Here is a 26779-nt window from a genome sequence, read left to right as displayed (position 1 = left end):
TACTCGTCGTTCTCCTACGACACGGGCGCCCATCTGCGCGCCCGACGGGCGGTGGACGAGAGGATCCTGGGGGTGCTCAGCTCAGCGCGTCGATGATCGCCGCGTTGAAGGCGTCGAGGTCGTCGGGCGTGCGGGAGGTGATGAGCAGGTGCCCGTGGCTGTCGTCGCGCACCACCTCCTGGTCGGTCCACCTGCCGCCGCCGTTGACCATGTCGGTGCGGATCGTCGGCACCGACGTGAGGTCCCGACCGTCCACGAGGCCCGCCTCGAGCAGGATCCACGGCGCGTGGCAGATCGCCGCGACGGGCTTCCCGGCCCCGGCGATGTCGCGCACGAGGGACAGGACGGTGGCGTCGGTGCGCAGCGCGTCGGCGTTCAGGGTGCCGCCGGGCAGCACCACGGCGTCGTAGTCGCCGGCCTGCACGGCGTCGTACGTGGTGTCGACGGGGACCTCGGGGCCGGGGTCATGGTCGACCACGAGCGTGCGCACGGTGCCGCCCTCCGTGGCGGCGACGGTGACCGTGGCGCCTGCCTCGCGCAGTGCGTCGATCGGGCGTCGGATCTCATCGCGCTCCGTGCCGAAGTTGCTGCTCAGCAGGAGGATCGTACGGCCTTCGAGAGAGCTGGTCATGAGCGTCTCCTTCCGTCTCGCGGGGACTGCGACCGTAGCACCGCGCACGGTCGCGCCCCCGACCGATCGGTGAGCGGGCGGGGGCGCGTGGGGTGAGGGAGGGGATCAGGCCTCGGTGCTGGGCGCGTCGGCCGCAGGCGCCTTCCTCTCGAGCTTCTCGAGCTGGCGCGCGGCGGCGTCGCGGCCGCCGAGGCCGAAGGCGAGCACCGCTGCGGCGGCACCGCCGATCACGAGCGCGCCGAAGGCCATCTCGATGATGGAGTCGGCCACGCCCATGGACTGCAGGCCCATCGCGGTGAACAGGATGATGATCGCCCAGCGCACCACCGTGGAGACGGTGCCCGAGAGGATCTTGCCCACGATCATCGCGATGAAGAAGCCGGCCGCGATGATCGCGCCGCCGAACAGCACGCTGCCGCCGAGGGCGAGGATCTCCGAGAGGAACGCGGTGATCTGCGGGAAGCCCAGCACCTGGGCACCCATCACCGCGAAGAACAGCACCACGGCGATCTCCACGATGCGCAGCACGGTCGGGGTGGCGGTGGAGCCGTGCGGGAGGATGTCCTGCTTGATGAGCCATCCGTCGATGCCGGAGCTCTCGAGGATCGGGCGGAACAGTCCGGAGACGAAGCGGGCGATGAGCACGCCGATGCCCACCAGCACCACGGCGGCGACGATGTTCGGGATCGCGGTGAACACCGCGGTGAGCATCGAGGAGGCGGGGTCGGAGATCGAGGCGATGCCGAGGATCTGCAGCGCCGCGATCGACACCACGATCATGATCAGCGCGAACACGACCGAGCCGAGGATCTCGGGCACCTTCGAGGCCGGGCGAGCCGGGGCCTGGGCCGGAGCGTCACCGGCCGCGGCGGTCGCGGGCTGACCGGAGGAGGTGACGCCGCCGGTGGCCTTCTCGAAGCCGGACTGGGCGGTGCCCAGCAGCTTGCCGAAGTCCACCGTGTTCAGGGCCGTGGTGATCAGGGCGCGCACGATCTTCGCGATCGTCAGGCCGATGATGAAGACGAACAGGGCGCCGACGATGTTCGGGAGGAAGCCGAGCGCCTGCTCGAGCATCGTGACGACCGGGGTGAGGACCCCGGAGAGCTGGAAGACCCCGAGGATCATGATCAGGCCCAGCAGCCAGATGATCATCGAGGCGATGGTGCCGATCGAGCCGCCGAGGCCGTCTCCGTCCACGCCGGGACGCTGCAGGGCGGGCACTCGACGGGTCAGGCTCGCGACGCCCTTCTTGACGAGCATCGCCAGGATCGCGGTGACGACGAGGATGACGACGGCGGCCAGGACCTTGAGCCCCAGCCCCGCCCAGTCGAAGTTCGAGAGTGAGTCCACGGGAACCTCCGTTATCCGAGGGGAAGGGATAGCAGACCGGTCGGTAGCCGGCCCGGCACCGAGCATGACCCATGTCACTCCATGCGTCCAGAATCCCTGGTCAGGGCACCCTGCTCACGTCCCGCAGAAGGTCAGGAAGTCCTCGCCGCCCTCGCCCGGGCCCTCCAGGTGCGCATGCTCCGCAGGGTGCTCGAACGGGCGGCTCACGGCTTCCAGCAGCGCCAGCACCGGCTCCAGGTCGCCCAGGTGCGCAGCGCGCAGCGCGGAGTCGAGGTGGACGTTGCGCGGGATCACCACGGGGTTGGCGTCGGGCGCGATATCGCCCCCTCCGCTGCCCCGCAGCCGCTCGTGCCAGGCCGTGAACGGCGCCGGGTCGGCGAAGAGCGCCGCCGCCTCGCCGTCGGCCAGGGCACGGAAGAACCGCGTGTGGTCGACCTGCTGCTCCTCGAGCAGCGCGAACAGCTCATCGCCCAGCTCGTCCCCCGCCGGCGCCGGGAGGCCCAGTTTCACGGCGAGGCCCCGGCCGAACGCCTCGCGGTACCGCGTCACATATCCCTCGAGCACGGCGGTGGCCTGCTCGACGGCGACGTTCGGGTCCTCCTCATCGAGCACCGCGAGCAGGGTCTCCGCGAAGCGCGAGAGGTTCCACAGGCCGATGCCGGGCTGGCTGCCGTAGGCGTAGCGACCACCCCGGTCGATCGAGCTGAACACGGCGCCGCGCCGATGCACATCGAGGAAGGCGCAGGGGCCGTAGTCGATGCCCTCGCCCGAGATCGTCATGTTGTCGGTGTTCATCACGCCGTGCACGAACCCCAGCAGCATCCACTGCGCGAGCAGCTCGGCCTGGGCGTTCATCACCGCCTCGAGCAGGTCGAGAGGCGACGTGGCCTCAGGGTGGTGGCGCTCGATGGCATGGTCGACGAGCCCGCGCACCGCGTCGGGCCCCAGGTTCCAGGCGGCGTACTCGAAGGTGCCGACCCGCAGGTGGCTCGCGGCCACTCGCACCAGGACCGCGCCCGGCTCGGGGGTGACGCCCTGCCGCGGGGCGATCCGCTCCCCGGTGCTCAGCACGGCCAGCGCGCGCGTGGTCGGCACGCCGGCGGCATGGAGGAATTCGCCGACGACGGCCTCGCGCAGCATCGGTCCCAGCGGTGCCCGGCCGTCCCCGCTGCGTGCGAAGGGCGTCGGCCCGGAGCCCTTGAGGTGCAGGTCGCGGCGTCGGCCACGGGTGTCGACGAGGTCCCCGAGCAGCACGGCACGGCCGTCGCCGAGCTGGGGATTGGGCTGACCGAACTGGTGGCCCGCATAGGCCTGCGCGGTGGTCTCGACACCCTGCCCGGTGAGCAGCGCGATGCCCTCGGGGCTGCGCAGCAGCTCGGGGTCGTAGCCGAGCTCGCGCGCCAGCTCCTCGTTCAGCCACACCAGCTCGGGGTCGGGCGGAGCGTCAGCGGGCCACGGGACGGAGAGCTCCGGGAGCGCCGCGGCATACGTCTGGGCCAGCACCGGAGGTTCCATGCCCCCACGCTACCTCCGCGCCTTGACAGCGGACCCGAGGGGGTCGACGATAGGACCCCGTATTGTGAAACCGGGTTGCGAAACGATCGAGGGCGAGGGAGCTCCATGAGCACGGCCGAGAGCGCCGCGGGCGCCGCAGTGCGTCAGGGCAACGCCCGCGACTGCGTGCTGTCCTTGCGCGAGGCGTCCGGCCCGGTGAGCGTCGCCGAGCTCGCGACGCGCACCGGCCTCTCCCGCCCCACCGTGGACAGCGTCCTGCAGGACCTCGCCGACTCCGGCGCCCTCCTCCTGGCCTCCCCCGCCGTCGACCGCGGGGGCCGGCCCGGCCGCCCCGCCCGCCGCTTCGCCCTGGATCCGTCGAGCGCGACCGTCGCCGCCGTGGATCTCGGCGAGCGCTCGGTCACCTGCCTGGTCAGCGACGCGGTCGGCACGGTCCTCGCCCGCACGACCGTGCCGGCGGAGACGGGAGACCACCTCGCCGCCGCCGAGGAGGCCGTTCGCGGCACCGGTCATGCTCCGCAATGCCTCGGCCTCGCCGTGCCCGGCATCCTCGCGGCCGACGGACGCATCGCCCAGAGCCTCGCCCTCCCGGATCTCGTCGGCCGTGATCTCGCCGCGGAGCTCGCGCAACGGCTGGGCGCCGAGGTCGTGGTCGAGAACGACATCAAGCTCGCCGCCCTCGCGGAGCGCCATCTCGGCCCGCCCGCGGAGTCCATCGCCTACGTGCAGATCGGCCACCGCATCTCCCTGGCCCTGATCCTGGACGGACGCATCCTGCAGGGCAGCCATCGCCTCGCCGGGGAGCTCGGCAGCCAGCGCGGCATGCGCTGGACCAGCTCGTCCGAACGTGGGCGTCTGACCTGGTCCACGGGCGACGAGGCCTTCCCGCTGCTCGAGCGCGCCGCCGCCGGGGACAGCGCGGCATGCCAGGAGATCGACGCCTTCTGCGCGGATATCGCCCCGCGCCTGGCGACCGTGCTGCTCACGCTCGATCCCGAGCTGGTCGTCGTCGGCGGCGGACTCTCGCGCGCCGGCGAGACCTTCCTGGACCCGCTGCGGCGCAGCCTGCACCACCTGCTCATGTCCCCCGATCAGCCCGACGTCGTGCCCGCCCGCCTCACCGCGGACGGCTCCCTCATCGGGGCACTGGGCCGCGCCTTCGAGCACGGCTCGGCCCGCATCACCGGCGTCGTCGGAGTGCCCGCACCCTGGCCCGCCCTCCTCCGCACCCCCACCCGAAGGACAGCATCATGACCACCGGCATCAGCCTCGGCTTCAGCTCCTACAGCTTCCATTCCAAGCTCTCCACCGGCGAGATGACCCTTCCGGAGGTGATCGAGTGGGTCGCTGCGAGCGAGGGCGAGCACCTCGAGCTCGCCGTGCTCAGCGACGCCGCCGACAGCCCGATCCCCACCATCGCCTCCGATCCCTCCTATGTGGAGCAGATCCGAGAGACGGCCGAGCGGGCGGGGGTCACGCTCTCCACGCTCGCGATCGGCGCGGACTTCCTGGCCGACGACCCCCGCGAGCTCGCCACCCGGATCAGCCGCGTGAAGGAGTACGTGGATCTCGCCGAGTCCCTCGGGATCCGCCAGATGCGCCACGACGTGGTGGCCCACGCCGGCGTCGACGGGGACGACACCCCGCGGTTCGAGGCGGCGCTCCCCTCGATCGTCGCGGCCAGCAAGGAGATCGCGCAGTACGCCGCGACCAAGGGCGTCACCACGAGCCTCGAGAACCATGGCTTCTTCGTGCAGGCGGCGGACCGCGTGCGCCGGATCATCCACGCCGTGGACGAGCCGAACTTCCGCACCACGCTCGATGTCGGCAACTTCGTCTGCGTCGACGAGGCGCCCGAGGTGTCCGTCGAACAGAACCTGCCGTACGCGATGGTCGTGCACTTCAAGGACTTCTACATCCGTCCGGCCGACGCCGATCCCGGCGAGGGCTGGTTCCGCAGCCGCGGCGGCAAGCACCTGCGCGGTGCGGTCGTCGGCAACGGCGACATCGACCTCCCGGCGGTCGCCCGCGCCATCAGGGCCTCCGGCTACACCGGGTTCGCCTCCATCGAGTTCGAGGGCTGGGAGGACTGCCTGCTGGGCTGCGAGCGCGGCCTGGCCAACGCCCGCCGGCTGCTCGAGACCGCCTGACCACCACCCGCACCCCGCAGAAGGAATCACCCCCATGTCGAAGTTCCGAGTCGGCGTCATCGGCGCCGGCAGCATCGCCCAGTCCCACCTCACCGCGTACTCGGAGAATCCCGACGTCGAGCTGATCGCCGTCGCCGACATCAACCTCGAACGTGCGCAGTCCGTGGCCGAGAAGTACGGCGCGCACCGCGCGTACGCGGACCCGCAGGAGCTGCTGGCCGACCCCGAGATCGACGGCGTCTCGATCTGCACCTGGAACAACTCCCACGCCACCTGGGCGATCGCCGCGATCGAGGCCGGCAAGCACGTGCTGGTGGAGAAGCCCATCGCGCGCACGCTCGAGGAGGCCGAGGAGATCCAGCGGACCGTCGAGGCCTCCGATCGAGTGGTCCAGGTGGGCTTCGTGCGCCGTCACTCCGCGAACTGCCAGGTGCTGAAGTCCTTCATCGATGCGGACGAGCTGGGCGAGATCTACTACGCCAAGGCCAGCTGCATCCGACGGGTCGGCAACCCCGGCGGCTGGTTCGCGGACAAGGAGATCGCCGGCGGCGGCCCGCTGCTGGACATCGGCATCCACGTGCTGGACCTGTGCTGGTACCTGATGGGCAGCCCGAAGGTGGTCTCGGTCAGCGGCAACACCTACGACCGGCTGGGCAACCGCGCGAACGTCACGACGATGCCGCGCTACACGGTGGCGGACTACGACCCCACCAAGAACACCGTCGAGGACCTCGCCAATGCCGTGATCCGCTTCGAGAACGGTGCCTCGCTGCTGCTGGACTGCTCGTACTCGCTGCACGCCACGCAGGACTCCATCGACGTGTCCGTCTACGGCGAGAAGGGCGGCGCGGAGCTCGAGCCGGCCCTGCACATCGCCACCGAGATGCACGATTCCGTGGTGAACATCGAGCCGCAGATCGCCTCGCGCACGTTCGAGTTCGGCCCCGGCTTCGCCAACGAGATCCAGAACTTCGTGGACGCGGGCCTCGGCCGCGCTGAATCGGTCGCGCCGGCCTGGCACGGCGTCGAGATCGTGCGGATCCTCGAGGGCATCTACGAGTCCGCGCGGACGGGCCGCGAGGTCACGATGTCCTGAGCCGTCGGATCGGCGGGGCCGTCGGTGCTCTGTCACCGGTCGACTTCGTGACCTGCACCACCTAGCCTGGTCGGACGCGGTCCCCCATCGGAGCAACGACGCTCCCGGGGCCGCCCCGGCACGGCAAGGAGGCCTTTCCTATGACCAGCAATCGCGCCATCGCCTATCAGGGACCCGGCACCGTCGAGGTCGTCGACATCGACTACCCCACCTATGAGCTGAAGGACGGGCCGGGGGTGAATCCGGACAACGTCGGCCGGAAGCTCCCCCATGCCGCGATCCTCAAGGTCGTCACCACGAACATCTGCGGCTCCGACCAGCACATGGTGCGCGGCCGCACCACCGCACCGGAAGGGCTGGTGCTCGGCCACGAGATCACCGGCGAGGTGATCGAGACCGGCCCGGGCGTCGAGTTTATCCGGAAGGGCGACCTGGTCTCTGTGCCCTTCAACATCTCCTGCGGACGCTGCGAGATGTGCAAGAACCGCCGTACCGAGATCTGCCTGAACGTGAACCCGGACCGCCCCGGCAGCGCCTATGGGTATGTGGACATGGGCGGCTGGGTGGGCGGCCAGGCCGAATACGTGCTGGTCCCCTACGCCGACTGGAACCTGCTGAAGTTCCCCGACAAGGACCAGGCGATGGAGAAGATCCTCGACCTGACCATGCTCTCGGACATCTTTCCCACCGGTTTCCACGGGGCCGTCACCGCCGGCGTGGGTCCGGGCTCGTCGGTGTACATCGCCGGCGCCGGCCCCGTCGGCACCGCGGCCGCCGTCGGCGCTCAGCTGCTGGGCGCCTCGGTGGTGATCATGGCGGACATGAACGCGGAGCGCCTGGCCAACGCGGCCTCCTTCGGCTGCGAGACCATCGACGTGTCCCAGGAGGACGCCCGTGAGGGTATCGCGAGGATCCTGGGCCGCGAGGAGGTCGACGCCGGGGTCGACGCGGTCGGCTTCGAGGCCCGCGGCCATGGCAAGGGCGCACAGGAGGCTCCCGCGACGGTGCTGAACACCCTCATGGACGTCACCCGTGCCGGCGGTGCGCTCGGCATCCCCGGCCTGTACGTCACGGGTGACCCGGGCGGCGTGGACGAGGCGGCCCAGGAGGGCTCGCTGTCGCTGCGACTCGGACTGGGCTGGGCGAAGGCGCTGTCGTTCACCACCGGCCAGTGCCCGGTGATGAGCTACCACCGCCGGCTCATGGAGTCGATCCTGCACGACACGGTGCAGATCGCCGATGCCGTGAACGCCACCGCCATCTCCCTGGATGACGCCCCGAAGGGCTACGAGGCGTTCGACGCCGGGGTCGCCAAGAAGTACGTCATCGATCCGCACGGGGTCACCGGGAAGGTCGAGGCGCTCTGAGCAGAGCGGTCAGAAGGGCGGCGGTTCGTCCCAGGTCTCCGAGCGCTTCGGTGGAGGATCCGTGCGGGGCGGCAGGAAGAAGCGGCGCACGATGCTCCGCCGCTCCTGGGCGACGCAGTCGGCCGGCGGCGTGGCCTGCTCCTCCTCGCGGAGGTGGACCGCCTCTTCGTGCAGTCGCTCGTGGGATTGCCACGTAGCGGCGAGCGTCTTCGCGATGATCGGGGTGAGCAGGTCGTGGTCCGCACGAGTACGGGTCGCGACGTCGCCGTCGATGGTCCACGTGGTCTCGACGGGCTCCCGGCACGAGGTGTCCTCGACGTCTCGTGTCGGGTCCGTCTGCCCGGCGGTCTTCTGCTTGTGGTGCAGCCAGCACAGCCGATGGAGGTTCCACAGGCTGGTGGGGCCGCCGCTGCCGGGATCCTCGTGGTCGTATTCGATGAGGTGATCATCCTCGGCGGCGAGCACCGTGGGGCGCGTGCAGCCCGGCGCGGCGCAGAGCGGATGGCGCAGCCGGAGCTGGAGCCGCATCTGGGCGGTGGGCTGATAGGTCTCCGCGGTGACCGGGAGGTACGCGCCGGTGATCGGGTCGGTGAGGATCCGGTACCAGGTGTTCTGACCGGCGGCGAGGGCCCGAGCCTGATCAGCACTGATCGGCGTGGTCCCGTTGAGCAGGCCGGGCGCGTTCTCGCGGCCCATCAGCGTCATCGCCGGCACGGTCACCAGGATCTTGTGCAGGGTGGCCGTCTCCTGCACGGGGTCGATGTCGAGCATCGACCGCGTGAGGATCGCATAGCGCAGGGTGGCCAGCGAGAGCGCGCTGCCCCGCTCACGGAGGTTCTCGTCGATGTCGAAGGGCAGCGGCCCCTCTTCGCCGCTCTCGAGGGCGTGCCGCTGGGCTCTCTGCACGTCGCGGGCGCTCATGTCGAGGCGATGCATCAGGGCCGTGATCTCCGGGATCGGCCCGCTCACGGACAGGGTCGCCGTGCCGCTGGCCGGATCGGCGTGCTCCAGGCGCACATCCCGTTCCGGCTCGCGCGGCGACGTGATGGTCCCGGCGCTGACCAGGGCCACGATCAACCGCACGTGCCGCTCGAACTGGCTCCTCGAGATCGATGCGAGCTCCCAGACCGCCACGTGGGCGTCGACGTCGCGCACCTGGTCGTCCTCCAGGCGGCGCACGCGGCGCAGCAGGTACTGGTGGAAGTCCTCGGGCAGATCGCCCCGAGCGAGAGCCTCGAACGTCCGCGGCATCAGCTCGACACTGCGGTGCGCGTCGCGGATCAGGGCCTCGGCGCGATGGGTGGAGCTCCGCAGGCCGACGGCGACCTTCATGGCGGAGACGTCCGCGACGTCGAGGCACCCCTCCACCTCGGGATCGCGGGTGAAGAACTCGGTGAGCAGCCGCATCTGCTCGGCGTAGAGCATCGTGCGCTCGCGCATCGTCCTATGGATGCCGCGCACGCGGGTCGCCTGGTCGACGTCGCCCCCGACCTCGGCGGCCTCGACGATCCGCTGCTCGGTGAGCTCGTGCCGGGCGCGCACGGGCCATACAGGAATATCGGATTCCAGTTCGTCCCCCATGACCCCTCCTCACCATCCCCATGCCGGCACCCCTGCCGCCCCTGACTCCCTCAATTCTAGAACACTTCACTGACCGAAGAAAGCGCCTGACGGTATTCTTCGCAGATTGTGGATAACCACCCTCTGTGGAGGAAAGGTGGCAAGAGGGGCCGGCCGACGAGGAGAGGCGACGATGCCTGCCGCGCGAACGGCTGCGGCACACAGCAGCACACAGCACAGCACAGGTGCCAGCACGCCTACCAGCAGGTGGAGCGCTTCTGCCCGGGGCCGGGCAGTCACGCGGCTCCGTCGCACGGCGACTCGCGATCCCTACTGCCCGTGATGCGACGCGCCTCCCGCAGAACACTCCGGTGCCACGCCGACACCCGCCATGAATCCCGCATTTCGCAAGAAGTCAATACTTCTCTTCACCATGTGGATGAACTGCCATTGTGGAGGAAGCGTCGCGCACATTCCTCGCCACCCACCGCCATCATTCCGACAATTCCACGAAGAATCCGCACAGAATCCGCACAGAGTCCGTGCATGAGCCGCACCCGCCCCCTCTCCCCGCGTCACCCCCGCGCGGGGGTCGGTGAGCGGACTCGTGAGCGCGTAAGGTCGAACCATGACAGAACGCACCACGTACCTCCTGGTGGACGGCGAGAACATCGACGCCACGCTCGGCATCTCGGTCCTCGGCCGACGCCCTCAGCCCGAGGAGCGCCCCCGTTGGAACAAGCTGCTCCACCACGCGGAGGACTCGTGGGCTCAGCCCGTGAAGGGCCTGTTCTTCCTCGCGGTCGGCGACAGCCTGCCCTCGGGCTTCGTGCAGGCGCTCATCGCGCTGGGCTACAAGACCGTGCCGCTGCGTGGCGAGGGCAAGGTCGTGGACATCGCGATCCAGCGCACCGCGGAGGCGCTGCAGTCGCGCCCGGCGGACGTCATGCTGGTCAGCCACGACAAGGACTTCGTCCCGCAGATGGAGGATCTGGCCTCGACGCCGGATCGGCGCACCGCCCTGGTGGGCTTCCGCGAGTTCATGGCCGCGGACCTGCAGGACATCCCGGGCATCGAGTTCCACGACCTCGAGTACGACGTCGCCGCGTTCACCAGCCGACTGCCGCGCGTGCGGATCATCGACATCGACGACTTCGATCCGCTCGAGTTCATCTGAGGTCGAGGACGAGTCGCCCTCGCACGCCTCCGGCCTCGAGCCGGCGGTGCGCCTCCGCGGCCTGCGCCGCAGGAAGCACGTCGGCCACGCGCAGGGTGAGCACGCCCTGCGCGGCGAGGTCGCGGAGCTCGTCGAGCATCTCGCGCTCCTGCGCGACGTCGCGCACCCTCACCGGGTGGACCCTCACGCCGCGGGCTCCCTCGCCCTGGTAGCCGCGGAACGTGGCGACCGCACCGCCGTCCTTGACGGCAGGGAGGACCTGCGCGGACTGGACGGAGGCATCGGCGAGGCCGTCGGCGCCGTCCGGGACGAGATCGCGGATGCGGTCCGCGACGTCGGCGCCGCGGCGCACCACCTCGTCGGCTCCGAGGGTGCGGACCAGCTGCTCGTCCTGCTCCGCCGCGTCGGCGATCACCCTGAGGCCGTCGGCCTTCGCCAGCTGGATCAGGTATCCGCCGAGGGTGCCGGCCGCGCCCGTGACGGCGAGCGTCCGCCCGGGTTCCAGGGCGAGCAGGTCCAGCGCGCGGCGAGCGGTGAGGGCATTCATCGGCAGCGTCGCGGCCTCCGCGTCCGAGGGGCCCGCCGGGGCGCGCACCACTGACCTCAGCGGCAGCACGATCTCGTCCCGATAGGCGCCGTGCGCACCGGCGGGCACGACGATCCCCACCACGCGATCGCCGACGGCGAGCCCGGCCTCGCTCTGCAGGCCGATCTCCGCGACGACACCGGCGATGTCCATACCGGGGACGTCGCCGGGATCCTCGGCGCGGTCGGACTCCGAGCGGGCCCCGCTGCGCACGGCCGTGTCCGTGGGACTCACCGCGGCGGCGTTCACGCGGATCCGCACGCTCCCGGCGCCGAGCTCCTCGGCGGGGACGTCGATCTCGTGCAACGCCTCAGGGCCTCCGTACTGGGTCACTCCGATGGCACGCATGCCCTCTGCCTAGCACCCGCCGCCGCCACCGGGCAACGACTGCGGACCGTGCGGTCGCTCGGACCCCTGATATCGCCCCCTCCCCTTTACATAGTCGAGCTCACCGGCAACGGTGAGGAGATGGCTGGATACACGACGACCAACCCGACCACGGGACGGACCGACAAGGAATTCGGCACTCTGGACGACGCCGGCATCGAGAACGTTCTCAGCAGCTCGCACGCCGCCTTCTCCTCCTGGCGCGCCACCCCTGCGCAGGAGCGGGCAGCCGCGCTGGAGCGGGTCGCCGACGCCTACGACGCCCGGAGCAGGGAGCTCGCCGAGCTGATCGCGACGGAGATGGGCAAGCCGCTGCAGCAGTCGATCGGAGAGGTCGCGCTGGCCGGCTCCATCTACCGCTGGTACGCCACGCACGGACCCGAGCTGCTCGCGCCCGAGCAGCTGGATCCTCAGGGTGCCCAGGAATCCCTCGTGCAGACCGAGCCGATCGGCCCCCTCGTCGGCGTGATGCCCTGGAACTACCCGTACTACCAGGTGGCCCGATTCGTCGCCCCCAACCTGATGGCGGGCAACACGATCGTCCTCAAGCATGCGGGGATCTGCGCCGCCTCCTCCGAGATGATGGCCGCGATCCTGCATGAGGCGGGAGTGCCCGACGGCGCCTACCTCAACGTCTTCGTCTCGCACGACCAGCTCGCCGACATGATCGCCGACCCCCGGGTGCGGGGCGTGTCGCTCACCGGCAGCGAGAAGGCCGGCGCCGCAGTGGCGGAGAACGCCGCGAAGCACCTGAAGAAGTCGGTCCTCGAGCTCGGCGGCTCGGACCCGCTGATCGTCCTCGAGGACGCGGAGCTCGAGCAGGTCGCGCGCACCGTCGCGACAGCGCGGCTCTCGAACGCCGGGCAGGCATGCAACTCGCCGAAGCGGATGATCGTCCCGTCGGATCGGCTGGACGAGTTCGTGAACACCGTCGTCGAGGTCTTCGAGGCCGCAACCGTCGGCGACCCGCTCGACGAGCAGGTCGACGTCGGCCCGCTGTCCTCGATCGGTGCCCGGGACGGCGTCGTCGAGCAGGTCGAGCGCGCCGTCGAGCAGGGAGCCACCCTGCACACCGGGGGCGCGGCGCTGGATCGCGAGGGCGCCTTCATGAGCCCTGCGGTGCTGACCGGCGTCACCCCCGACATGGACGCCTACGCCGAGGAGATCTTCGGCCCGGTCGCGGTGATCCACGCTGCGGGCACGGTCGACGAGGCGGTGGAGCTCGCCAACGACGTGCCCTTCGGCCTCAGCGGGTCCGTGTGGGGCCGGGATCTCGAGCACGCCCAGGAGGTCGCGGACCGTCTGGACGTCGGGATGGCTTACATCAACGAGCACGGCACCACGAAGGCGGGCCTGCCGTTCGGCGGGGTGAAGCGCTCCGGATACGGCCGTGAGCTCGGCCGGTGGGGCATGGGCGAGTTCGTGAACGTCCGCCTGCGCCGCACCGCGACCGCCTGAGGGTCAGTCGGCGGGGAGGCTCAGCACACCGTCCACGAAGCCGATCACATCGGCGAGGACCTCGTCGCGGTTGGTCTCGTTCAGGATCTCGTGCTGCGCATCGGGATAGGTCTTCATGAAGGTGCGCGGCCCGCGCAGCTCGTGCAGGCCCTCCCAGCTGGCGGGGAGCGGGACCAGGCGGTCGTCCTCCCCGTGCAGGTACAGCAGCGGGTGCTCGCCGACGCTCCCGGCGGCGGTGATCGTGCGCATGGCCTGCTGCAGACCCTCCAGGGTGGGCCGGAGGAACGCTCCGTGCCACACCAGCGGGTCCTCGGCATAGGCGGCGCCGACGGCCGGGTCGCGGGAGAGCGTGCCGGGGTCGATCGGGGTCGCCGGGATCTCGTCGAGCTCGAGCAGGCTGTCCACGGTGATCCAGGAGCCGAGCACGGGCCCGGTGAGCACCGTCGCCGCCAGCCGATCGGCGTGCAGCTGGGTGTACCGAGCGGCGATCATGCCGCCCATGGAGTGGCCGATCAGCACGACCGGCAGGCCCGGATGCTGCGCGATGGCATGCTGGACCACGAGGTCGAGATCCTCCACGACCGGTTCGAAGTCGCTGATCAGCACCCTCTGACCATCGCTGCGGCCATGGCCCATGTGGTCAGCCGCGTAGACGGCTGCACCGGCCTCGTTCAGGCGGCCGGCGACCCACTCGTACCGCCCGACGTGCTCGCCGTACCCATGCGAGAGCACCGCGACCCAGCGCGGCTCGGCGATGGTCCAGGCCCGGCCGACGAGGGCGCCCCCGTGGCCGGTGAGGGTGAGATCGGTGGCCTGGTCGTCGGTGTTCATGAGCCCATCATGCCCGGTCGCGCCCGGATCTGCGCGGCGCTCACATCCACTTGCTGCGCTTGAAGACGATGAACAGCAGCACGGCCACTGCGACCATCATGCCGATCGCCATCGGATACCCCAGCGCCCAGTGGAGCTCCGGCATGTCGTCGAAGTTCATGCCGTAGATCGCGCCGACCAGCGTGGGGGCGAAGAGGATCGCCGCCCAGCCGGAGATCTTCTTCATGTCCTCGTTCTGCCTCTGGGCGACGAGCGTCGCATTGACGTTCAGGATCTGGGAGAGGGCGTCACGCAGATCGCGGGTCTTCGAGGCGGCGCGGGTCAGATGGTCGGAGACATCGTCGAGGTAGGCCTGCAGCTCCTCGGGGATCTCGTACTTCCCGAACCCCTCCTGCAGCCCATCGATCACGTCGGTCAGCGAGGTGACGACCTGCTGCATGTCGATGACCTCCTGGCTCAGGCGGTAGATCCGCTCGGCCACGGCGGCATCCCCGCTGAAGACCTGCCGCTCGATCTGCTCCTTGTCGAGCGTGAGCCCGCGCAGCACCGGGCCGTAGCCGTCCACGATGGTGTCGAGCACCCGGTAGAGGACCGCTTCCGGGCCAAGGGCGAGCAGGTCGAGGTCGCCCAGCAGGGCGCGCTCGCGCCGCGTCGCGGTGAGCGGGTGGTCGTCGTCCAGGAGCGGCTTGTCGGTGCCGTCGAGCCACCGGCCGTCCTGGCACAGCAGCGCCACCGCGCCGGGGCGCACGAGCAGGTGGAACTCCGCGAACTCGACCTCCTCGACCGCGTCGAGATAGCGCGCGGAGCGGACCACCAGGAACAGCACGTCCCCATAGCGCTCAAGCTTGGGGCGCTGGTGGGCGTTGAGCAGATCCTCGACCAGGACCGGGTGCAGCTCCCAGGCCTCCTCGAGCTCGAGCACGTCCTCACGGCTCGGCTCCGGATAGAAGAACATCACCATGCGGTCCGGGGCGGACTGCGAGAAGGCCAGGGCGTCGGCCATCGAGTCACCCTCCGGCGGCATCGCGGGCACCCCGCCGGAGACGTAGCGCGTCATCGGGGCGGCGTCGGCGCCGCGCATCGCTGCGTCGGCTTCTCCCTGCCGCCGACGCGCCTTCTCGGCGCGGCGGAGGCCGTGGCGTCGTGCGGGCATGGCAGCTCCTTCTTCCTGGACCGGTCGGGCGGTCCGGCTCCGGGCACGAAAAACCCCGGTCCACCTGAGTGAACCGGGGAATCCCTGCGGTGCGCAAGGGGGGACTTGAACCCCCACGCCGTTTCCGGCACACGGACCTGAACCGTGCGCGTCTACCAATTCCGCCACTTGCGCGTATCTCCGGCACCGAGTCTCAAGGCGTCGAGGCCGAAGGTTCCCCTAGGTTACCCCCGGAGAACCTCGGCCCGGAAGCCGACGGGCCGCACAGTAACGAAGGACACGTTCGGACGTGTCAGCGCATGCTCTCGGCCTCGTCGAAGGCCGCGTCGATGTCGGAGTGATCGATCCGCCGTCGGGCCACGGTGAAGTACAGGATCGTGGCCACCAGCACCGCGGGGATGCCCACCATCGCCGCGATCTGCATGCTCTCGCGCACGAAGACCGTGGCGAACACGGCGAGCAGGCCCACGACGCCGACGCCCGCGGAGACGATCCCGCCGGGCATGCGGAAGGTCGCGCCCTGTACCCCGGCACGACGGAAGGCGATGTAGCTGATCAGGATCAGCATCCACACGGTGATCACCGCGAACACCACGAGGCTCATCATGTACCCGAACACCCCGCCCACGCCGCTGAAGGCGAGCACCGCCGCGCCGACGATGCCCACCGTGCTCGCCGCGATGCCCACCACCGGGACGCCCCGGCGGGAGGTGCGTGCCGCAAGGCGCGGGGCGAGCCGATCGGAGGCGAGGGAATGCAGGATCCGGCTGCCCGCATAGAGATTCGCGTTGGCGGCCGACAGCGCCGCGATCAGCACGATCAGGTTGGTCACCGAGGCGGCCCCGGGGATGCCGATGCGGTCGAACACCATGACGAAGGGCGAGGTCGCCACGTCCTCGCCGGTGGACGACGCCTCCCGCCACGGCACCAGCGCCAGGACGATGCCGATGCTGAGCACGTAGAAGAACGCCAGGCGCACGATCGTGGTGCGGGCGGCGGTGCGGATCGAGAGTGCCGGGTCCTTCGCCTCCGCGGCCGTGATCGACAGCAGCTCGATGCCGCCGAAGGAGAACATGACCACCGACAGCGCGATCCACACCGAGGACCAGCCCATCGGCAGGAACCCGCCCTCGGAGGTGAGCAGCGACAGTCCCGGTGCGCTCTGCTCGGGGAGGCCGAAGAACACCAGGAACGCGCCGATCAGGATGAACACCAGCACGGCGATCACCTTGATCGAGGACAGGGCGAACTCGATGACGCCGAAGGAGCCCACGCTCGCGAGGTTGATCCCGACGATGATCGCGGCGAACGCCAGGATGCCGGCCCACACCGGCACGGCGGGGAACCAGTAGGCCAGATAGGTCGCGCAGGCGACCAGCTCGGTGCCGGTCACGGCGACGGTGACGATCCAGTACAGCCAGCGCGTGAGGAAGCCCCAGTAGGGCGAGAGGTACCGGGCGGCAAGGGTGCCGAACCCGCCGCGCACGGGATGACGGGAGGCCATCTCGCCCATCGACAGGGCGATGGTCGCGGCGATCAGCGAGCCGATCGCGAAGGAGACGATCGCGGCCGGGCCGGCATATCCGATCGCCTCGCCGGAACCGAGGAACAGGCCGGTCCCGAGTGCCGAGCCCATGGCGATCATCGCCATCTGCCCGTGGCCGAGGGAACGGGCCAGGTGCCCGTCGATCCCGCGCTCGACGGCGGGGGCGGAGTCAGGGGAAGGAGTGGTCACCGCACGAGGGTAGCCCGGAGCGGTGCCCTGACGGGAGTTCTCAGCCCTCGCGCTCCCGGTATCGGTCGATCGCGTCCTTGAGCCCGGCGCCGGTGTGCTCGCGGTACACCTTGATCGCCTCGATGGTCCTCCCCTCGTCGACCAGCCGACGGCACTCCGCGGGGATCTGGCGTCCGGACCGGTCGCGCAGCTGCCGGAGCTCCGCCTCTCCCACGCCGGCGCGGCCGGCGAGCTCGCCCACGAGGGCCTCGAGCCCGCGCACCTGCGCCTGGAGGTGGTCGATCTGCTTCTGCTGCTGTGCTGCGCGTCCGAACATACGAGGAATCTACCCGCTGACCGGGGGACGACGACGCCCCTGCACCGACGGATCGGTGCAGGGGCGTCGGACGAGGTGCGTCGGTCAGGCCTTGACGGCGCCCTTGGCGGCGACGACCTGGACGACGAGGTTCGCGAAGATCTCGTCGTGCAGACGCACGGTCGCCTTGTGCTCGCCCAGCGCCTTGATGGGCGTGGGGAACTCGACGGTGCGACGGTCGATGTCCTTGTCGAAGGCGTCCTTGACGCCGACGGCGATCTCCTTGGGGGAGACCGCACCGAAGAGGCGACCGGTCTGGCCGGCGCGCTCCGCGATGACGACGGGCTTCGACTCGAGGGTCGCCTTCAGGGACTGGGCGTCTTCGACGCTGGCGATCGCGCGCTTGCCGCGGGCCGAGCGGATCTGGTCGAGCTGACGCTGTCCGCCCTTGGTCCACGGGGTCGCGAGACCGCGGGGCATGAGGAAGTTGCGGGCGTAGCCGTCCTTGACGTCGACGACGTCGCCGGCCGCGCCGAGGCCGGAGACCTCGTTGGTGAGGATGAGCTTGGTGGTCATGTGATTCCCTTCCTCGCTCAGCGACCGGAGGTCGAGTACGGCAGGAGGGCGATCTCGCGGGCGTTCTTCACGGCCTTCGCGATCTTGCGCTGCTCCTGGACGGTGACGCCGGTGACCCGACGTGCACGGATCTTGCCGCGATCGGACACGAACTTGCGCAGCAGCGCGGCGTCCTTGTAGTCGACGGTCTCGAGACCGGCGGTCTTCAGCGGGTTCTGCTTCTTCTTCGGCTTGCGAAGAACAGGCTTGGCCATCGTGGTGCTCCTTCTTTCTGAGGGGAGCCCGGGCATGCACCCGGGATGGAGGATTTCAGTGGATCAGAAGGGCGGGTCGTCGTATCCGCCCTGGTTCCCGCCGCCGGCCCACGGGTCGGCGCTGGGAGCGCCCTGCGGCGCATTGTTGTAGCCACCCTGACCACCCTGGCCGCCGAAGCCGCCCTGGGGGGCACCGCCCTGCGGAGCACCGCCGCCGAAGCCGCCGCGGCCGCCACCGCCGCCTCCGCGCTGGACCTTGTTGGCCTTCGCGGTGGCGTAGCGGAGGGACGGACCGATCTCGTCGACGTCCAGCTCGATGCTCGTGCGGTTGTTGCCCTCACGGTCGGTGAAGGAGCGCTGCTTGAGGCGACCCTGCGCCACGACGCGGGATCCCTTCTCCAGCGACTCGGCCACGTTCTCCGCGGCGTCGCGCCAGATGGAGCAGCGCAGGAACAGAGCCTCGCCGTCCTTCCACTCGTTCGACTGACGGTCGAAGGTGCGGGGGGTGGACGCGATGGTGAACGACGCGACCGCGATGCCGGACTGCGTGAAGCGCAGCTCGGGATCCGCGGTCAGGTTGCCGACCACCGTGATGACGGTGTCATTCGCCATGGGTGCTCCTCTGCTCCGATTGGGGTAGGTGTGGTGCGGGGATCAGTGAGCGCAGCTCACTTGGCGTCGAGACGCATGACCTTCGTACGCATGACGGACTCGTTGAGCCCGAGCTGACGGTCCAGCTCCTGGGAGGTCGAGGCCTTCGCGGTGAAGTTGAGGACGATGTAGATGCCCTCGGTCTTCTTGTCGATCTCGTAGGCGAACTTCCGCTTGCCCCAGATGTCGACGTTGTCGATTGTGCCGCCCTCGGCCGGGATGACCTGGACGAGCTTCTCGAAAGTTGTGGTGATGGTCCGCTCATCGACGGACGGGTCGAGGATCACGACCATTTCGTACTTGCGCATGTTCTGGTACCCACCTCCTGTGGTCTCTACGGCCACGGTCTCTCCGTGGCAGGAGGGCTCATGCCGCCCGCTCCGGGCATCGGCGATGCACGTCACGGACCGGCCAAGACTACCCGGCGCGACCTGCGAGGGCCAGAGAGGATCCCGACGTGCGCGAGGCATCACAGCCGCGGCCCCGTGCGCGCTAGGTTCGAGGGGTGCAGCCCCACGACATCGACCACCTGATCTCCCTCTCCCGCCCGTCCCTCGCGCCCGACGGCTCCTTCGCCGTCCACGCCGCCTCCCGGCCCGATCTGCGCGCGAACCGGGAGGTGGGGCAGCTGTGGCGGATCGAGCTCGAGGGCGACCCCGCGCCCCGTCTGCTGACCCGCGGGCTGCATGACACCGCCCCGGTGCTCTCCCCGGACGGCGCCACGATCGCCTTCCTGCGCGCCGACGACGAGGGCCGCCGCCAGCTCCACCTGCTCGACGCCCGCGGCGGGGAGCCGATGCGGCTCACCGATCTGCCGCTCGGCGTGACCGGCTTCGCCTGGACGCCCGACGCCGCACGCCTGGTGCTCACCGCGCGCGACCCGGAGCCCGGTCGCTACGGGACCGTCGAGGGGCTCGGCCCCGAGGCCGAGTCGCCGCGTCGGATCACGGGCGTGCGCTGGCACGCCAACGGCCTGGGCCACGCGCCGGACCGCCCCGCCCAGGTGTTCGTGGTCGACGCCGTCTCCCCCGGGACGGAGCCGATCTATCCCGCGGCCCCCCATCCCGGCGGCGAGCTCGCCCCGATCCCGTCGGCTCCCGCGCAGGCCGCACGGCTCACCGCCGCTCCCGCCGAGCACTCCTCGCTCGCGGTGCCGGCCGACGGCCGGTCCGTGCTCGTCGTGCGCGAGGCCTATGAGCGGGACCGCCGTGACCTGCGCACGGAGCTGATCTCGGTCCCGCTGGACGGCACGACGGAGACGGTGCTGCTGCACCGCGAGGACGGTCTGCGCGTGCACGACGTCGCCGTGCTCGAGGACGGTACGGCGGCGCTGCTCGCCTCGCAGCCGGTCGGGGGTCGGGACGCCGTCGCGCCCGACATCGCCGTGTGGCTGCTGGAGGCGGACGGGCCGCGCCGGCTGACGGACCCGGAGTCCCTCGAGATCACCGCTCCGCTCGTGGCCGACGGCGACGAGCTGCTGGTCACGGCGCCGCGCCGGGGCCGGGTGCACCTGCTGCGGATCGACCGGGACGGCGGGGCGACCGTCGTGCTCGGCGGGGACGTCGAGGTGCAATCGGCCGGCGCGGCGGGCGGTCGCGTGCTCGCGAGCGTCACCACGCCGGAGTCGCCGGGGACCCTGCTCCTCGTCGGCCCGGAGGGCGGGACGGCGGTGCTGGTGGAGACGGGCGAGGAGCTGCGCGCGGCGGGGATCGTGGCGCCGCAGGAGCTGGAGCTCACGGGACGGTCCGGATATCCCGTGCACGGCTGGGTCGCCGCGCCGGAGGGCGTGGGCCCCTTCCCGACGCTCCTGATGATCCACGGCGGCCCCCATGCCGCCTACGGCGTGGGCGTGTTCGACGAGGTGCAGGTGCTGGTCGAGGCGGGATACGCGGTGGTCCACGGCAACCCGCGCGGCTCGGCCGGATACGGCAGGGCGCACGGCCGGGCGGTGCGCCGCGGCTTCGGCACGGTCGACGCGGACGACGTGATCGATCTGCTCGAGGGCGCCCTGGCGGCCGATCCACGACTGGATCCGGAGCGCCTGGGCATCATGGGCGGCTCCTACGGCGGGTACCTCACCGCATGGCTCATCGCGCACGACCACCGCTTCCGCGGGGCGATCGTGGAGCGCGGGTTCCTGGATCCGCTGAGCTTCCAGGGCACCAGCGACATCGGCAGCTACTTCGGGGACGAGTACATCGGCGCCTCCGCCGAGGACATCGCCCGCCGGAGCGCCTTCGAGGTCGCGGCGCAGGTGTGCACGCCCACGCTGGTGATCCACGCCGAGGAGGACCACCGCTGCCCGCTCGAACAGGGGACGCGGTACTACACGGCGCTGCGACGCGCCGGGGTCGAGGCCGAGATGTTGCTCTTCCCCGGCGAGGACCATGAGCTGACGCGCTCGGGGCGGCCCCGCCATCGCACGGAGCGCTTCGAGGCCGTGCTGGAGTGGTGGGGCCGGGTGTTCAGCGCTTCCCCATCGCCTTCCTGACGCGGGCGTACCAGCCGGAGGTCGCGCGGCGGCCCGAGATGCCGCTGCCGTTGACCGCGCCCGCGGTGCGGCCCTGCAAGCGGGTCCCGCAGCGCTGGCACAGCTTGCGCCCGGTCACCGACGTGTAGGTCCTGCCTCGGATCTTGCCACCGCACTGTTCGCATCGCATGGCTCCGATGGTGTCATCGACGATGCACGGGCACCACCATCGGCGTGCCGCTCTGCGGGTCCGCGGCGATCTCGGCGGCCAGGCCGAACACCTCCGCGACCAGCTCCTCGGTGAGCACGTCGGCCGGTTGACCGGCGGCGACGACCCGTCCGCCGTCCATCACGACCAGCTGGTCCGCATAGCGCGCGGCCTGGTTGAGGTCGTGCAGCACGGCGAGGACGGTGCGCCCCTGCGCGCGCATGTCCTGGCACAGGTGCAGCACGTCGACCTGGTGGCCCACGTCGAGGAACGACGTGGGCTCGTCCAGCAGCACGTACTCCGTGTCCTGGGCGAGGATCATCGCGATCCACACCCGCTGGCGCTGGCCGCCCGAGAGCCCCTCGACGCCCTGCTCGGCGAGATCCGCGACGCCGGTGGCCGACAGGGCCTTCGAGACCGCTTCGTCGTCACCCGGGAGCCACTGCCGCCAGGGCGAGTGGTAGGGGTGGCGGCCGCGGGCCACGAGCCCCTTCACGGTGATCCCCTCCGGCACGACGGGGTCCTGCGGGAGCAGGGCGATGCGCTGCGCGACGGCGCGGGAGCGCCACCGGCCCAGCGGTTTGTCGTCGAGCAGGGCCGCGCCGGCGCGGGGCCGCAGGGTGCGGGCGAGGGACTTCAGCATCGTCGACTTGCCGCAGCCGTTGGGGCCGACGACGGCGGTGAACCGCCCGCTCGGCACGGTGAAGTCGAATCCGTCGAGCACCGGGCGCTGGCCGTAGGCGACGGTCGCGTCGGCCAGGCGCAGCGACGAGGTGGTGCGGGAGGAGGTGTTCACGCGTCGGCCTTCTTCCATGCGGTGACGAGCAGGTATCCCAGGTAGACGCCGCCGAAGGCGGCGGTGATGACGCCGACGGGAAGGTTCTCGAGCGGGCCGACGTGCTGCACGGCAAAATCGGCGAGGACCATGATCAGCGCTCCGACCAGGGCCGACAGCACCAGATGGGGGCCGGGGGCGCCGACCATCCGGCGGGCGATGTGCGGGGCGGAGAGCGCCACGAAGGCGATCGGGCCGGCCACGGCCACGCCGGCGGCGGCCAGCAGCACCGACAGCACGATCGCCCAGGTGCGGGTGCGGATCGCGCTGCCCCCCAGGGCCTCGGCGAGCTGGTCGCCGAGGTCCATCATGCGCAGGTCGTGGGAGAGCAGCGCGACGGCGGGGGCGAGCACCAGCAGGCAGCCGCCGATCACGGCGGCCTGGCCCAGGCTGCGGGAGTTCAGCGTGCCCACCAGGTAGCCGGCGAGCTGGGTCGAGGAATCGCGCAGCGCCACGGCGACCACGTACTGGGTGACCGCGGTGGCCATCGCCGCGACCCCGATCCCGGTGATGATCACCCGCGCCGGGGAGGCGAAGCCGAGCCCGGTGGACAGGTGCACGAGGCCGATCGCTACGCCCGCACCGACCATCGCGCCGACCGGGGCGGGGACGAGCCCGGGAAGGAGCAGGGTCGCGAGCGCCACCCCGGCCCCCGCGCCCGCGCCGAGGCCGATCACGTCCGGGCTGCCCAGCGGGTTGCGGGTGACCGTCTGGAACAGCGCTCCGGCCAGGCCGAAGGCGAGGCCGGCCCCGATGCCCACCAGCAGGCGGGGCCCGCGCAGCCGCTCGAGCACGAAGGTCGCCGTGGTGCTGGCCTCACCGCGGGCGGCCGCGAGCAGGTCCGGCACGCCCACGCCGAGCTCGCCCCAGGCGAGGGTGGCGAGGCTGCCGGCGATGATCGCTGCCAGCAGCAGGGCGCCGAGGGTCAGGGAGCGGGCGCTCATGCGGTGACCTTCCCGCGGCGCACGGCCCACAGCAGGAACGGGGCGCCGAGGAACGCGGTGATCACCCCGACCATGAGCTCCTGCGGGCGGGCGATCACGCGGGCCAGCACGTCGGACCCCAGCAGCAGCGCGGCCCCCAGCACGAGGGCGATCGGCAGCTGCCAGCGATGATCGCCGCCCACCAGGGCGCGCACCAGGTGGGGGACGGCGAGGCCCACGAAGGCCAGAGGGCCGACGGCGGCCGTCGCCCCGGCGGCGAGCAGGGTCGCGGCGAGGATCGTCGTGGCCCGCAGCAGCGCGACGGGGGTGCCCAGCGCGGTGGCGACGTCGTCCCCGAGGGCCAGGGTGTTCAGACCCGGCGCCACGACGGCCGCGAGCACGACGCCCAGCACGAGCGCCGGAGCGACCGCGCCGAGGGTGGCGTAGGAGGCACCGGCGAGCGAGCCCACCACCCAGTGGCGGAAGGAGTCGAACACGTCGGGACGGGTGAGGATCATGGCCTGGATGTAGGCGTAGAGCACGGCCGAGATCACCGCGCCGGCGAGGATCAGCGGCACCACCGAGTGCGACCCCGCGGGGCGGCCCAGCAGATAGACGACGAGCACGGCGAGCAGAGCACCGGGCAGGGCGACCCAGACCGTGGCCGCGCCGCCGGAGAAGCCGAGGAAGGCGGTCGCGGTGACGACGGCGGCCGAGGCCCCCGAGGTGACGCCCAGCAGTCCGGGCTCGCCGAGCGGGTTGCGGGTGACGCCCTGGATGAGCATGCCCGAGGCGGCCAGCGCCGCGCCGACGACCGCGCCGAGCGCCGTGCGGGCCTCGCGGGCGGCGATGACCTGGCGCAGGTGCTCGTCCTCGCGGCCGCGCACCACCTGCCACAGCCCGGCGAGGTCGATCTCCCGACTGCCCAGCGCGATGCTCGCGAGGCAGGCCAGGAGGAGGACCGCCGAGACGATGACCAGGGCGGCCCAGGGTGGGAGGCGCCTCATCTCAGCTGGCGGGGACCTTCGTGATCGCGTCGTCGATCATCGGGATGTAGCGCTCGAGCGCCCACGGCACGGTCAGCGGGTTGATGATCGAGGAGCCGGTGACGAATGACTGGTCCGTCGGCGCGACGATCGCGCCGTGCTCGACGGCGGGGATCGCGGCGTACAGGTCCTGCGCCTCGGTCTCCTCGCGGTTCTTCTCGTCGGAGTAGAAGGTGAAGATGAGGTCGGAGTCGGAGAGCTTGTCGGCGTTCTCCAGGCCGATCATCGCCGAGTCGGTGCCGGGCACGTCCCATTCGCCGAGCTCCTGGTTCACGGGGTCGACGGTGAGCCCGAGGGCGCGCACCATCGCGACGCGCTGCTCGTCCTGGTAGAAGACGCCCAGGGTGCCGGGCCCGGAGTTGTAGACGAAGGAGAAGGTGTGGTCCGCGTAGCCGGGCTGCGCGGACTTCTCGAACGTCTCGTGGATCTCGTCGATCAGGCCCTTCGCGGCGTCGTCCTCTCCGAGCGCCTTGCCGATCGTGGTGATCTGCTCCTCCCAGGTGATGACCCAGGGCTGCTCGGCGTAGGCGACGGTGGGGGCGATGTCGGTGAGGATGTCGAACTGCTCCTGGGTCACGCCGGACCACGGCGCGAGGATCACGTCGGGCTCGAGCGCGAGGACCGCTTCGACATCGAGCTCGGTGGCGCCCGTGAACTGCTCGGGCAGTTCGCCGCCGGCCTCGGTGACGGCCTCGTGGATCCAGGGCAGGTACCCGCTGTCGTCGGCGCCCCACGGGTACTCCTCGACGCCGACGGGGATGATGCCGAGCGCGATCGCGGTCTCCGCGGAGCCCTGGCCGAGGGTCACGATGCGCTGCGGCTTCTCGGTGATCTCGGCGGTGCCCAGGGCATGCTCGATGGTGACCGGGGTGAAGTCCCCGGTGCCCTCCCCGTCGGAGGCGGACGATCCGGCGCCGTCGGCCCCACCGCTGCAGGCGGCGAGCGCGAGCGGCGCGGCGAGGGCCCCGGTGATCCAGGCGCGGCGGGTGAAGCGGGCGGTGACGGGCATGGCTCTCCTGGCGAAAGGCGGGTCGACTTAGGGAAGACTAACCTCACGTAATTCACTCGCGGGAGGCCCCACGGGCCGACGGTGATCCGGATAACAGCGCTCGTCCGTCGGCGCGATCCTGCCGCGAGGGCAACCGATCGGTCCGGCAGCGCGCGGGCGGGAACTCTATGGTGAGCGCCATGACCAGCACCGACAGCTCCGACAGCTCCTCGGCCGGCACGGCAACACTGCGCCGCACCGTCACCACCACGGCATTGTTCCTGTTCATCCTCGGTGACGTGCTCGGAGCGGGCGTCTACGTGCTGGCCGGGGAGGTCGCCGCGCTGGCCGGCGGCGCCGTCTGGGTGCCCCTGCTCGTGGCGCTGCTGATGGCACTGCTGACCGCCGGCTCCTACGCCGAGCTGGCCACGAAGTACCCCAAGGCCGGCGGCTCCTCCCACTACGCGACCCGTGCCTTCGGTCCCGTGGTCGGGTTCCTGGTGGGCTTCTGCATGCTGGCCGCCGGCATCGTCTCGGTGGGGGCGCTCTCCCTGGGGTTCGCCGGTGACTACCTCGCCGAGTTCATCTCCCTGCCCACGATCCTGGTGGTCCTCGTGTTCGTCGCGCTGCTCGCCCTGCTCAACGCCCGCGGGATCTCCGAATCGCTCGGGGCGAACCGGGTCGCGACCCTGATCGAGGTGGGCGGTCTGCTGCTGGTGATCGTGCTCGGGGCGATCGTCGTGGGCCGCGGGGACGGCGACCTCAGCCGGCTCACCGAGCTCGGCACGCCCGAGAACGGGCCCGTGGCCGCCGTGCTCGCCGGCAGCATCCTCGCCTTCTACTCCTACGTCGGCTTCGAGACCAGCGTGAACATCGCCGAGGAGACGAAGGATCCCTCGCGCTCCTATCCGCGGGCGCTGTTCGGGGCCCTGCTGGTGGCCGGGGTCGTGTACGCACTCGTGGGCGCCGCGGCCGCTGCTGTCGTCCCCACAGCGGAGCTCGCCGAATCCTCCGCGCCGCTGCTGCAGGTCGTCTCCGCCGCCGGGCTGGTCCCGCCCGTCGTGTTCAGCGTGATCGCCCTGGTCGCGGTCTCCAACGGCGCCCTGCTGACCGGGATCATGTCCTCCCGCCTCGCCTACGGGATGGCGCAGGACGGACTGCTGCCGCAGGTGCTCACCCGGATCCTGCCGCGACGTCGCACGCCGTGGGTCGCGATCCTCGTCACGGCGGCGCTGTCGTTCCTGCTCGCCCTCACCGGCACGATCGACGTGCTGGCCAGCACCATGGTGCTGCTGCTCCTGGTGGTGTTCCTGGCGGTGAACGCCGCAGTGCTGGTGCTCCGACGGGACGAGGTCGAGCAGCGGCACTTCCGCGTGCCGACGGTGCTGCCGATCGGCGGACTGGCCTCGTGCCTCCTGCTGATGACGCAGGTCGAGGGCACGGTGTGGCGCCTGGGCCTGCCGATCCTCGCCGTCGGCGCGCTGCTGGCGGTCATCGCGGGATGGCGCCGACGGGCGGCGGGCAGGGCCTGAGGACC

The 26779-nt window shown here is 71.0% G+C and carries 26 protein-coding genes and 1 tRNA gene; 8 read left to right on the top strand and 19 right to left on the bottom strand.

Translation table 11 applies throughout. The features are described 5' to 3' along the window. Positions 1-76: 76 nt before the first annotated feature. From CIK71_RS15505 to CIK71_RS15495, 3 genes are all read right to left on the bottom strand, one after another. A complete protein-coding gene (locus CIK71_RS15505) occupies positions 77-631 on the bottom strand; it encodes a type 1 glutamine amidotransferase domain-containing protein (protein ID WP_096166586.1) in 555 nt (184 codons plus the stop codon). A gap of 105 nt (positions 632-736) precedes the next feature. Beyond that, positions 737-1981, bottom strand: a complete 1245-nt coding sequence (locus tag CIK71_RS15500; RefSeq protein ID WP_241963903.1) for a mechanosensitive ion channel — start codon at positions 1979-1981, stop codon at positions 737-739. A 114-nt stretch (positions 1982-2095) separates the two neighbouring features. Continuing rightward, a complete protein-coding gene (locus tag CIK71_RS15495; protein ID WP_096166584.1) occupies positions 2096-3496 on the bottom strand; it encodes a protein adenylyltransferase SelO in 1401 nt (466 codons plus the stop codon). Between the two features lie 105 nt (positions 3497-3601). On the opposite strand from CIK71_RS15495, the gene CIK71_RS15490 reads away from it, so the two are divergent. The 4 genes from CIK71_RS15490 (at position 3602) to fdhA (ending at position 8109) form a co-directional block, all read left to right on the top strand. Next, the gene (locus CIK71_RS15490; protein ID WP_096166583.1) at positions 3602-4750 is read left to right on the top strand and encodes an ROK family transcriptional regulator; all 1149 of its coding nucleotides are present in this window, start codon (positions 3602-3604) and stop codon (positions 4748-4750) included. After that, on the top strand, positions 4747-5646 hold the full coding sequence (locus CIK71_RS15485; RefSeq protein ID WP_096166582.1) for a sugar phosphate isomerase/epimerase family protein: 900 nt from the start codon (positions 4747-4749) through the stop codon (positions 5644-5646). The genes CIK71_RS15490 and CIK71_RS15485 overlap by 4 nt, the downstream gene beginning before the upstream one ends. Positions 5647-5680: 34 nt before the next feature. Beyond that, positions 5681-6742, top strand: coding sequence for a Gfo/Idh/MocA family protein (locus CIK71_RS15480; RefSeq protein WP_096166581.1), 1062 nt, complete (start codon positions 5681-5683; stop codon positions 6740-6742). A 140-nt stretch (positions 6743-6882) separates the two neighbouring features. Continuing rightward, positions 6883-8109 (top strand): formaldehyde dehydrogenase, glutathione-independent, encoded by a 1227-nt coding sequence (fdhA, locus tag CIK71_RS15475; RefSeq protein ID WP_096166580.1) that lies wholly within the window; start codon positions 6883-6885, stop codon positions 8107-8109. Positions 8110-8118: 9 nt separating this feature from the next. Here fdhA and CIK71_RS15470 read toward each other — a convergent pair whose 3' ends face one another. Continuing rightward, the gene (locus tag CIK71_RS15470) at positions 8119-9690 is read right to left on the bottom strand and encodes an HNH endonuclease signature motif containing protein (protein WP_096166579.1); all 1572 of its coding nucleotides are present in this window, start codon (positions 9688-9690) and stop codon (positions 8119-8121) included. A gap of 607 nt (positions 9691-10297) precedes the next feature. Between CIK71_RS15470 and CIK71_RS15465 the strand changes: the two genes are divergently transcribed. After that, positions 10298-10846 (top strand): NYN domain-containing protein, encoded by a 549-nt coding sequence (locus CIK71_RS15465; protein WP_096166578.1) that lies wholly within the window; start codon positions 10298-10300, stop codon positions 10844-10846. Here the strand turns inward: CIK71_RS15465 and CIK71_RS15460 are convergent. Next, on the bottom strand, positions 10839-11780 hold the full coding sequence (locus tag CIK71_RS15460; protein ID WP_096166577.1) for an NADP-dependent oxidoreductase: 942 nt from the start codon (positions 11778-11780) through the stop codon (positions 10839-10841). The genes CIK71_RS15465 and CIK71_RS15460 overlap by 8 nt on opposite strands. Before the next feature lie 120 nt (positions 11781-11900). Between CIK71_RS15460 and CIK71_RS15455 the strand changes: the two genes are divergently transcribed. Then, complete coding sequence (locus CIK71_RS15455; protein ID WP_096166576.1) at positions 11901-13277, top strand: NAD-dependent succinate-semialdehyde dehydrogenase; 1377 nt, start codon at positions 11901-11903, stop codon at positions 13275-13277. A gap of 3 nt (positions 13278-13280) precedes the next feature. Here the strand turns inward: CIK71_RS15455 and CIK71_RS15450 are convergent, their stop codons facing one another. From CIK71_RS15450 to rpsF, 9 genes are all read right to left on the bottom strand, one after another. Further along, positions 13281-14108 (bottom strand): alpha/beta hydrolase, encoded by an 828-nt coding sequence (locus CIK71_RS15450; RefSeq protein WP_096166575.1) that lies wholly within the window; start codon positions 14106-14108, stop codon positions 13281-13283. A 40-nt stretch (positions 14109-14148) separates the two neighbouring features. Then, a complete protein-coding gene (locus CIK71_RS15445; RefSeq protein WP_096166574.1) occupies positions 14149-15261 on the bottom strand; it encodes a magnesium and cobalt transport protein CorA in 1113 nt (370 codons plus the stop codon). A 90-nt stretch (positions 15262-15351) separates the two neighbouring features. Next, positions 15352-15435, bottom strand: a tRNA-Leu gene (locus CIK71_RS15440). A 118-nt stretch (positions 15436-15553) separates the two neighbouring features. Beyond that, a complete protein-coding gene (locus CIK71_RS15435; RefSeq protein ID WP_241963902.1) occupies positions 15554-16996 on the bottom strand; it encodes an amino acid permease in 1443 nt (480 codons plus the stop codon). A gap of 40 nt (positions 16997-17036) precedes the next feature. Next, a complete protein-coding gene (locus CIK71_RS15430; RefSeq protein ID WP_096166573.1) occupies positions 17037-17312 on the bottom strand; it encodes a hypothetical protein in 276 nt (91 codons plus the stop codon). Between the two features lie 84 nt (positions 17313-17396). Beyond that, entirely contained in the window at positions 17397-17867 is a 471-nt protein-coding gene (rplI, locus tag CIK71_RS15425; protein ID WP_096166572.1) for a 50S ribosomal protein L9, read from the bottom strand. A gap of 17 nt (positions 17868-17884) precedes the next feature. Further along, entirely contained in the window at positions 17885-18121 is a 237-nt protein-coding gene (gene rpsR / locus CIK71_RS15420) for a 30S ribosomal protein S18 (RefSeq protein WP_096166571.1), read from the bottom strand. 63 nt (positions 18122-18184) lie between these two features. After that, positions 18185-18733: a single-stranded DNA-binding protein gene (locus tag CIK71_RS15415; protein ID WP_096166570.1), complete on the bottom strand. Its 549-nt coding sequence runs from the start codon at positions 18731-18733 to the stop codon at positions 18185-18187. Positions 18734-18789: 56 nt separating this feature from the next. Continuing rightward, on the bottom strand, positions 18790-19080 hold the full coding sequence (rpsF, locus tag CIK71_RS15410; protein WP_096166569.1) for a 30S ribosomal protein S6: 291 nt from the start codon (positions 19078-19080) through the stop codon (positions 18790-18792). A gap of 197 nt (positions 19081-19277) precedes the next feature. On the opposite strand from rpsF, the gene CIK71_RS15405 reads away from it, so the two are divergent. Then, positions 19278-21263, top strand: a complete 1986-nt coding sequence (locus tag CIK71_RS15405; protein ID WP_096166568.1) for a S9 family peptidase — start codon at positions 19278-19280, stop codon at positions 21261-21263. Here the strand turns inward: CIK71_RS15405 and CIK71_RS15400 are convergent. From CIK71_RS15400 to CIK71_RS15380, 5 genes are read right to left on the bottom strand one after another with little or no spacing between them, the layout of a single operon-like run. Then, positions 21238-21432, bottom strand: a complete 195-nt coding sequence (locus CIK71_RS15400; protein WP_096166567.1) for a hypothetical protein — start codon at positions 21430-21432, stop codon at positions 21238-21240. The two genes, CIK71_RS15405 and CIK71_RS15400, sit on opposite strands and share 26 nt — an antisense overlap. Positions 21433-21445: 13 nt before the next feature. Continuing rightward, positions 21446-22246, bottom strand: coding sequence for an ABC transporter ATP-binding protein (locus CIK71_RS15395; protein WP_241963901.1), 801 nt, complete (start codon positions 22244-22246; stop codon positions 21446-21448). Beyond that, a complete protein-coding gene (locus CIK71_RS15390) occupies positions 22243-23229 on the bottom strand; it encodes a FecCD family ABC transporter permease (RefSeq protein ID WP_096166565.1) in 987 nt (328 codons plus the stop codon). The genes CIK71_RS15395 and CIK71_RS15390 overlap by 4 nt, the downstream gene beginning before the upstream one ends. Next, positions 23226-24215 (bottom strand): FecCD family ABC transporter permease, encoded by a 990-nt coding sequence (locus tag CIK71_RS15385; protein ID WP_096166564.1) that lies wholly within the window; start codon positions 24213-24215, stop codon positions 23226-23228. The genes CIK71_RS15390 and CIK71_RS15385 overlap by 4 nt, the downstream gene beginning before the upstream one ends. A gap of 1 nt (position 24216) precedes the next feature. Beyond that, positions 24217-25263 (bottom strand): iron-siderophore ABC transporter substrate-binding protein, encoded by a 1047-nt coding sequence (locus tag CIK71_RS15380; RefSeq protein ID WP_096166563.1) that lies wholly within the window; start codon positions 25261-25263, stop codon positions 24217-24219. A 179-nt stretch (positions 25264-25442) separates the two neighbouring features. Here CIK71_RS15380 and CIK71_RS15375 point away from each other — a divergent pair, with 179 nt between their 5' ends. Beyond that, positions 25443-26774: an APC family permease gene (locus tag CIK71_RS15375; protein WP_096166590.1), complete on the top strand. Its 1332-nt coding sequence runs from the start codon at positions 25443-25445 to the stop codon at positions 26772-26774. The last annotated feature ends 5 nt before the right edge of the window (positions 26775-26779 follow it).

The sequence above is a fragment of the Brachybacterium alimentarium genome, assembly GCF_002332425.1.
GTDB lineage: Bacteria > Actinomycetota > Actinomycetes > Actinomycetales > Dermabacteraceae > Brachybacterium > Brachybacterium alimentarium.
Note: the sequence above shows the minus strand (reverse complement) of the source record. Positions and strands in the feature narration are given on the sequence as shown.

Coding starts and splice junctions, on each gene's coding strand:
- CIK71_RS15505 (WP_096166586.1), bottom strand. CDS start 631: ATGACCAGCTCTCTCGAAGGCCGTACGATCCTCCTGCTGAGCAGCAAC.
- CIK71_RS15495 (WP_096166584.1), bottom strand. CDS start 3,496: ATGGAACCTCCGGTGCTGGCCCAGACGTATGCCGCGGCGCTCCCGGAG.
- CIK71_RS15490 (WP_096166583.1), top strand. CDS start 3,602: ATGAGCACGGCCGAGAGCGCCGCGGGCGCCGCAGTGCGTCAGGGCAAC.
- CIK71_RS15485 (WP_096166582.1), top strand. CDS start 4,747: ATGACCACCGGCATCAGCCTCGGCTTCAGCTCCTACAGCTTCCATTCC.
- CIK71_RS15480 (WP_096166581.1), top strand. CDS start 5,681: ATGTCGAAGTTCCGAGTCGGCGTCATCGGCGCCGGCAGCATCGCCCAG.
- fdhA (WP_096166580.1), top strand. CDS start 6,883: ATGACCAGCAATCGCGCCATCGCCTATCAGGGACCCGGCACCGTCGAG.
- CIK71_RS15470 (WP_096166579.1), bottom strand. CDS start 9,690: ATGGGGGACGAACTGGAATCCGATATTCCTGTATGGCCCGTGCGCGCC.
- CIK71_RS15465 (WP_096166578.1), top strand. CDS start 10,298: ATGACAGAACGCACCACGTACCTCCTGGTGGACGGCGAGAACATCGAC.
- CIK71_RS15460 (WP_096166577.1), bottom strand. CDS start 11,780: ATGCGTGCCATCGGAGTGACCCAGTACGGAGGCCCTGAGGCGTTGCAC.
- CIK71_RS15455 (WP_096166576.1), top strand. CDS start 11,901: ATGGCTGGATACACGACGACCAACCCGACCACGGGACGGACCGACAAG.
- CIK71_RS15450 (WP_096166575.1), bottom strand. CDS start 14,108: ATGAACACCGACGACCAGGCCACCGATCTCACCCTCACCGGCCACGGG.
- CIK71_RS15445 (WP_096166574.1), bottom strand. CDS start 15,261: ATGCCCGCACGACGCCACGGCCTCCGCCGCGCCGAGAAGGCGCGTCGG.
- CIK71_RS15430 (WP_096166573.1), bottom strand. CDS start 17,312: ATGTTCGGACGCGCAGCACAGCAGCAGAAGCAGATCGACCACCTCCAG.
- rplI (WP_096166572.1), bottom strand. CDS start 17,867: ATGACCACCAAGCTCATCCTCACCAACGAGGTCTCCGGCCTCGGCGCG.
- rpsR (WP_096166571.1), bottom strand. CDS start 18,121: ATGGCCAAGCCTGTTCTTCGCAAGCCGAAGAAGAAGCAGAACCCGCTG.
- CIK71_RS15415 (WP_096166570.1), bottom strand. CDS start 18,733: ATGGCGAATGACACCGTCATCACGGTGGTCGGCAACCTGACCGCGGAT.
- rpsF (WP_096166569.1), bottom strand. CDS start 19,080: ATGCGCAAGTACGAAATGGTCGTGATCCTCGACCCGTCCGTCGATGAG.
- CIK71_RS15400 (WP_096166567.1), bottom strand. CDS start 21,432: ATGCGATGCGAACAGTGCGGTGGCAAGATCCGAGGCAGGACCTACACG.
- CIK71_RS15390 (WP_096166565.1), bottom strand. CDS start 23,229: ATGAGCGCCCGCTCCCTGACCCTCGGCGCCCTGCTGCTGGCAGCGATC.
- CIK71_RS15385 (WP_096166564.1), bottom strand. CDS start 24,215: ATGAGGCGCCTCCCACCCTGGGCCGCCCTGGTCATCGTCTCGGCGGTC.
- CIK71_RS15380 (WP_096166563.1), bottom strand. CDS start 25,263: ATGCCCGTCACCGCCCGCTTCACCCGCCGCGCCTGGATCACCGGGGCC.
- CIK71_RS15375 (WP_096166590.1), top strand. CDS start 25,443: ATGACCAGCACCGACAGCTCCGACAGCTCCTCGGCCGGCACGGCAACA.